Source organism: Caballeronia sp., from assembly GCF_049581465.1.
In the GTDB taxonomy this organism is placed as follows: domain Bacteria; phylum Pseudomonadota; class Gammaproteobacteria; order Burkholderiales; family Burkholderiaceae; genus Caballeronia.
Map to the genome: position 1 here is coordinate 1 of NZ_JBAUSA010000906.1, position 6,928 is coordinate 6,928.

General features: G+C 59.4%; 5 protein-coding genes. 3 read left to right on the forward strand and 2 right to left on the reverse strand.

Annotation, left to right across the window (positions count from 1 at the left end; genetic code table 11):
* Positions 1–43: 43 nt before the first annotated feature.
* A complete protein-coding gene (purU, locus tag WCA53_RS22155; protein ID WP_423915610.1) occupies positions 44–913 on the forward strand; it encodes a formyltetrahydrofolate deformylase in 870 nt (289 codons plus the stop codon).
* Positions 914–974: 61 nt separating this feature from the next.
* On the opposite strand, the gene WCA53_RS22160 is transcribed toward purU, so the two are convergent.
* Positions 975–2,051 (reverse strand): AI-2E family transporter, encoded by a 1,077-nt coding sequence (locus WCA53_RS22160; RefSeq protein WP_423915606.1) that lies wholly within the window; start codon positions 2,049–2,051, stop codon positions 975–977.
* A 96-nt stretch (positions 2,052–2,147) separates the two neighbouring features.
* Positions 2,148–5,021: an excinuclease ABC subunit UvrA gene (uvrA, locus tag WCA53_RS22165; RefSeq protein ID WP_423915607.1), complete on the reverse strand. Its 2,874-nt coding sequence runs from the start codon at positions 5,019–5,021 to the stop codon at positions 2,148–2,150.
* A gap of 261 nt (positions 5,022–5,282) precedes the next feature.
* Between uvrA and WCA53_RS22170 the strand changes: the two genes are divergently transcribed.
* Together WCA53_RS22170 and ssb are read left to right on the forward strand one after the other, a co-directional pair.
* Positions 5,283–6,485, forward strand: a complete 1,203-nt coding sequence (locus WCA53_RS22170; RefSeq protein ID WP_423915608.1) for an MFS transporter — start codon at positions 5,283–5,285, stop codon at positions 6,483–6,485.
* Between the two features lie 174 nt (positions 6,486–6,659).
* The coding region (ssb, locus tag WCA53_RS22175) for a single-stranded DNA-binding protein (protein WP_423915609.1) at positions 6,660–6,928 on the forward strand (269 nt) is incomplete at its 3' end.

The window sequence follows — 6,928 nt, forward strand, 5'->3', positions numbered from 1 at the left end:
CCGCGCCCGCGCTTTGAACATCACGCCAAGGAGTTACCGGTTCATGTCGACCGAACATAGTTTCATTCTGAAGTTGTCGTGCCCGGACCGGCCCGGCATCGTGCATGCGGTGTCGGGGTTCCTGTTCAACCTCGGCGGCAATATCCTCGATTCGGCCCAGTTCGGCGACAGCCACACCGGCGAATTCTTCATGCGCGTGCATTTCCAGCAGGTCGGCGGCTTTTCGGGTGTCGACGCATTGCGCACGGCGTTTGCCTCGCTCGCCGATCAGTTCGGCATGAAGTGGGAATTGCATGACGCGACGGTCAAGCCACGCGTGATGATCATGGTGTCAAAGATCGGCCATTGCCTGAACGACTTGTTGTTCCGATACCGGACAGGGCAATTGGGCATTGAGATTCCGGCGATTGTCTCGAATCATCGCGACTTTTATCAGCTTGCCGCAAGTTACGACATTCCGTTTCATCACCTGCCGCTGACCGGATCGACACCTGAGGCAAAGGCGGCGCAAGAGGCACGCGTGCTGGATATTGTCGGGAACCATGACATCGATCTCGTCGTGCTCGCGCGTTACATGCAGATTTTGTCGCCGGAAATGTGCGCGAAGCTTAATGGCCGCGCGATCAATATTCATCACTCGTTCTTGCCAAGTTTCAAGGGCGCGAAGCCGTATTACCAGGCGTTTGATCGCGGTGTGAAACTGATCGGCGCGACCGCGCACTATGTGACTACGGACCTCGACGAAGGGCCGATTATCGAGCAGGAAGTCGAGCGCGTGGACCACAGCATGACGACCGACCAGTTGACGGCGATCGGCCGCGACGTGGAGTGCGTGACGCTCGCGCGTGCGGTGCGCTGGCATGTGGAACACAGGATCGTGTTGAACGGAAGCAAGACGGTGGTGTTTCGGTAAGTTGGGTTCGCACTATAAAAAAGGCCGCATTCGCGGCCTTTTTACTGGGTAACAGCGACTCTCAAACCAACCTTAAATACACCAGCTCCCGCTTCACATAAGCATAGAAAATTGGTGCAGCGATCACCCCTGGAAGCCCGAACGCGGCTTCCATCGCAAGCATCGCCAGCAACAATTCCCATGCCTTCGCTTCGATCTGCCCGCCGATAATCCGCGCATTCAAGAAGTATTCGAGCTTGTGAATGAGGATCAGGAATGCGAGCGAGGCGACGGCGGTCCCGAACGACACGGACAGCGAAAATCCCACGATGATCGCGTTGGAAACCAGATTGCCGATCACAGGCATCAAGCCGACGATAAACGTCACGAGCACAAGTGTCTTCGACAGCGGCAGGCTTTCGTGAAAAAGCGGCAACGCGACGAGCAGGTACATCGCGGTGAACGCGGTATTGATCAAGGAGATCTTTACCTGCGCGAACACGATGCGGCGAAACGCCTCCGAGAAGCGCGTCACGCGGGTCACGAGCGCCGTGGTCAACGGTAGCCGATGCGCGCTTTTCGGCGAGCCCACCGCGATAATCGCGCCCACGATCATTCCGATCAGCACATGCCCGAAGCCGCGCATCGCCTCCTTGCCGCTTTGCTGCAACATCGCGGCGTGCGTCTTCATCAACTCGGTTGCACGGTCCTTCATCTGGTCGGCATCGACAGGAAGGTAGTTCGCAATCCAGTTCGGTACCTGCAGGCGAGCGTGCGTCGTGACCATCATCAGTTGGTCGAGGAGTTGTGCCACGGTAGGCACATCGCGTTGAAAATAGTCGATCGTGAGGATGGTCACGCCCGTCAGCCCGCCGACTATCGCCACGGCCACGATCACCACGGCAACCCAGCGCGCGCGACCGCTCGTCATGCGTCGCTCGATCAGCGGCGCGATCATGTGCACGAGTTGAAAGACCAGCATGCCGGCCAGCAACGCGCCAAGCAACTGCAGATGCAATACGAAGAACAAGCCGGCAAAAGCCGCGACGTAACTGCCGATTTCCACCACCGACAACGTCGGCATGCTCATGTCGCTCGTCAGCCGGACGGGCCGTACGGGAGGCGGCCGTCTTTCAGCCGCTTCGTTGCGCTTTGCCATGACTGCGTTTGTCTCCTGTCGCGTAGGGGGTTATCGGGTGCCGCCGCCCGGGGCGGCGTCTGTACGGCTTACAGGGTTGGGCGTGTTGCCAATCCGTCACGCCGCCGATCTTGGTCTTTGCAATAACGGCGCCAGATATCGACCGGTAAAACTTGCCTTCGATGACGCGACATCCTCCGGCGTACCTTCCGCAATAATCTGGCCACCGCCGGCTCCGCCTTCTGGACCGAGGTCGATGACCCAGTCGGCGGTTTTGATGACATCGAGATTATGCTCGATGATTACGACAGTATTCCCCTGATCGCTCAGCCGATGAATCACTTCGAGCAGCAGCGAGATGTCGTGGAAGTGCAGGCCGGTGGTCGGCTCGTCCAGGATATACAACGTCCGACCCGTATCGCGCTTGCTCAGTTCCAGCGAAAGCTTGACGCGTTGCGCCTCGCCGCCCGATAGCGTGGTGGCGGACTGGCCTAGCCGGATATAGCCGAGGCCGACTTCCAGCAAGGTTTTCAGCTTGCGCGCGACCACCGGCACCGGCTTGAAGAATTCGTGCGCGGCTTCGACGGTCAGGTCGAGAACTTCGTGGATATTCTTGCCCTTGTACTGGACATCGAGCGTTTCACGGTTGTAGCGCTTGCCGTGACAAATGTCGCAAGGTACGTAGACGTCGGGCAGGAAGTGCATTTCCACCTTCAGGACGCCGTCGCCCTGGCACGCCTCGCAGCGTCCGCCTTTTACGTTGAATGAAAAGCGGCCGGGGTCATAGCCGCGTTCCTTCGACGCCGGCACGCTCGCGAACAATTCGCGGATCGGCGTGAAGAGGCCGGTGTAGGTCGCGGGATTCGAGCGCGGTGTGCGGCCGATCGGCGATTGATCGACGTTGATGACTTTATCGAAGTGCTCAAGCCCCTCTATGGATTCGTAGGGGGCTGGCTCGGCGGACGAGCCATATAAATGCTGGGCGACCGCGTGATAGAGCGTGTCGTTGATCAGCGTGGACTTGCCCGAGCCGGACACCCCCGTTACACACGTCATCAGGCCCACTGGTAAGTCAAGCGACACGCGCTTCAGGTTGTTGCCGTAAGCCTCGACAATGCGCAGGCGCCGTTCGTCGGGCTTCCTTCGTTCGGACGGGTAGCCGATGCTTTTCTTCCCCGCCAAGTACTGCCCGGTCACGGAGTTCGGGTCGTTCTGAACCTGCTTCGGCGTCCCTTGCGCGACGATTACGCCGCCATGTACGCCTGCGCCCGGACCCATATCGACGACATAATCCGCCATGCGAATCATGTCTTCGTCGTGCTCGACCACGATGACCGAGTTACCGATATCGCGCAGGTGCTTGAGCGTGGCAATCAGCCGGTCGTTGTCGCGCTGATGCAGGCCGATCGAGGGTTCGTCGAGGACGTACATCACGCCCGTCAAGCCGGATCCGATCTGCGATGCCAGCCGGATGCGTTGCGCTTCGCCGCCCGAAAGCGTTTCGGCACTGCGTTCCAGCGACAGGTAATCCAGTCCGACGTTGTTCAGGAAGGTGAGCCGCGCGACTATTTCCTTGACGACTTTATCGGCGATCTCGCCTTTGGAGCCTTCCAGATGCAGCGTCTGGAAATAACCGAGCGTCTCGCGCATGGGCCAACTGCTGACCTCATAGATGCCACGCGCGTGTTCGCCCGTGCCCAGCTTGACATTGCGTGCTTCTCGTCGCAGCCGGGTGCCTTCGCATGCTGGGCACGCCTGGTTGTTTTGATACTTCGCGAGTTCCTCACGGACTGCCGAAGAATCGGTTTCCTTGTAGCGGCGTTCCAGGTTCGGAATGATCCCTTCGAACGCGTGCTCGCGGACTGTCGTGCGGCCGCGCTCGTTGATGTACGAGAACGGTATGGCCTCTTCGCCAGAGCCGTATAGCAAGGTCTTGCGCACCGGTTCGGGCAGGTCTTCGAACGCTGCGTCGATATCGAAGTCGTAGAACGCGGCAAGGCTTTGCAGCATCTGGAAGTAGAACTGGTTGCGCCGGTCCCACCCTTTGACCGCACCCGCCGCCAGCGATAGCGACGGATGCGCGACCACGCGTTTCGGATCGAAGAAATTGATCTGGCCGAGGCCGTCACATTCGGGGCATGCGCCCATGGGGTTGTTGAACGAGAACAGGCGCGGCTCGAGTTCCTGCAGCGAATACGAGCAGATCGGGCACGCGAATTTCGAGCTGTACACGTGCTGGACGCCCGAATCCATCTCGAGCGCGACCGCACGGCCATCGGCCAGGCGCAGCGCCGTTTCAAACGATTCCGCCAGCCGCTGCGTCATGTCCGGCCGAACTTTCAACCGGTCGATGACAACATCGATCGTATGCTTCTCGGTCTTCTTCAGCTTCGGCAGCGACTCGATTTCATAGATCTGCGCGACGCCCTCATTGATTGTTCCGCCGCCCGAGCGCACCCGGAAACGAATGAAGCCCTGCGCCTGCATTGCTTCGAACAACTCGGTGTGCTCGCCCTTGCGATCCGCGACCACGGGCGCGAGGATCATCAGCTTCGTTTCCTCGGGCATGGCCAGCGCGGCGTCGACCATTTGCGAGACGCTTTGGGCCTGGAGCGGAACGTGGTGATCGGGACAATGCGGCGTACCGACGCGTGCGAACAGCAGGCGCAGATAGTCGTGAATCTCGGTGACGGTGCCGACCGTGGAGCGAGGATTGTGCGACGTCGCTTTCTGCTCGATCGAGATCGCCGGCGACAAACCTTCGATCAGGTCGACGTCCGGTTTCTCCATTATCTGGAGGAACTGCCGCGCATAAGCAGACAAGCTTTCGACGTAGCGACGCTGTCCTTCCGCGTACAGCGTGTCGAACGCAAGCGAGGATTTCCCCGACCCGGACAGGCCTGTAATCACGATCAGCTTGTGACGTGGCAAGTCGAGATTAATGTTCTTGAGGTTGTGGGTGCGAGCCCCACGAATACGGATTTCTTCCATGAACCGGGCGGAAAGGTAGGGGGCTAAACCTGCTACTATAACGACTTTTCGAGGGCGCGTTGTCCGCGCTCACGAGCGTCAGTCAAGCGTGCGGAGGGAGTGGAAGTGTCCTTCGTGGGCCGGATCGGCGCGAGTTGGGTGCATTCTCGCGCATGCCGGTCACCTTCTTTATATAGTGCCGTTCCGGGCAACCACAAGGCGTCTGCGCCCGAATTTCTATCGGCGCGCACGGTCATACGCGTTTTCAAACTACCTCGTCCGATGTCCAATCCGTCTGCTACGTCAACACGTCTGAGCGCGCTGGAAATGCGTGCGACCGTGTCGCTTGCCGCGATCTTCGCGCTGCGCATGCTCGGTCTCTTCATGATCATGCCGGTGTTTTCCATCTACGCGAAAACCCTTCCGGGCGGCGACAACGTGCTGCTTGTGGGCATCGCGCTCGGCGCGTACGGCGTCACGCAATCGTTGCTGTACATCTTTTACGGCTGGGTCTCCGACAAACTCGGCCGCAAGCCGGTTATCGCATTCGGGCTCGTGGTGTTCGCGATCGGCAGCTTCGTCGCGGCGGTCGGCCACTCCATGACATGGATCATCGTGGGCCGGGTGATCCAGGGAATGGGCGCGGTTTCGTCGGCGGTGATTGCGTTTATCGCCGACCTGACCAGCGAAGAAAACCGCACGAAAGCCATGGCAATGGTGGGAGCAAGCATTGGCGTCTCGTTCGCCGTCGCGATCGTGGGCGCGCCAATCCTGTTCCAGTGGATCGGCATGAGCGGCCTTTTCACGGTGATCGGCTTCCTTTCAATACTCGCCGTCGGCGTGGTCGTCTGGGTCGTGCCCGACGCGCCCCGACCGCCCGTTCACGTCAAGGCGCCGTTTGCCGAAGTGCTGCACAACCCCGAATTGCTGCGCCTGAACTTCGGCGTGCTCGTGCTGCACGCGACGCAGACGGCACTCTTCCTCGTCGTGCCGCGCATTCTTGAAGCAGGCGGATTGCCCGTCGCGTCGCACTGGAAGATTTATTTGCCGGTCATGGGATTTGCTTTCGTGCTGATGGTGCCGGCTATCATTGCCGCGGAAAAGCGCGGCAAAATGAAGGCCGTGATGCTCGGCGCCATAGGTCTTATCCTGATCGGCCAGTTGTTACTCGGCGTCGCTCCGCATACTCTGTGGTCTGTGGCCGCGATTCTGTTCGTGTACTTTCTCGGCTTCAATGTGCTGGAAGCGTCGCAGCCGTCTCTCGTATCCAAGCTTGCACCCGGAACGAGAAAAGGCGCGGCGGCAGGGGTCTATAACACCACGCAGTCGATCGGCTTGGCGATCGGTGGGGTGATGGGCGGCTGGTTGCTGAAAGTGGACGGGCAGAGCGCTGTATTTTTCGGGTGCTCAGGACTGGTGCTTGCATGGCTGATCGTCGCGTCGAGCATGAAGCGGCCGCCGCAGAGGGTGCGCCGCACAGCGTGAGTCCGTGCCGCGTTTATTCACGTTTCGCCGTTTTTGGCTCGCTTTGGGCTGTCGCTTTTGGCAATGTTTCGCACGAATTTTTGTCGCAACCCATTTTTGCCGTAGCGCGAATGAAGCCATTGTCGCGTTGCGAGCGCAAAGCATCGAATTGAATCGAATCAACAGGAGAAACACATGGCATCCGTCAATAAGGTAATCCTCGTCGGGAATTTGGGAGCCGATCCGGAAACTCGCTATCTGCCGAGCGGCGACGCCGTGGCCAACATTCGTCTTGCTACCACCGATCGCTATAAGGACAAGGCGTCCGGCGAGCTGAAGGAGATGACGGAGTGGCATCGCGTGTCGTTTTTCGGGCGTCTGGCCGAGATCGCCAACGAGTATTTGAAGAAGGGCTCGTCGGTGTATATCGAAGGCAAGATCCGCACGCGCAAATACACGGATCA

Coding starts and splice junctions, on each gene's coding strand:
- WCA53_RS22170 (WP_423915608.1), top strand. CDS start 5,283: ATGTCCAATCCGTCTGCTACGTCAACACGTCTGAGCGCGCTGGAAATG.
- uvrA (WP_423915607.1), bottom strand. CDS start 5,021: ATGGAAGAAATCCGTATTCGTGGGGCTCGCACCCACAACCTCAAGAAC.
- purU (WP_423915610.1), top strand. CDS start 44: ATGTCGACCGAACATAGTTTCATTCTGAAGTTGTCGTGCCCGGACCGG.
- WCA53_RS22160 (WP_423915606.1), bottom strand. CDS start 2,051: ATGGCAAAGCGCAACGAAGCGGCTGAAAGACGGCCGCCTCCCGTACGG.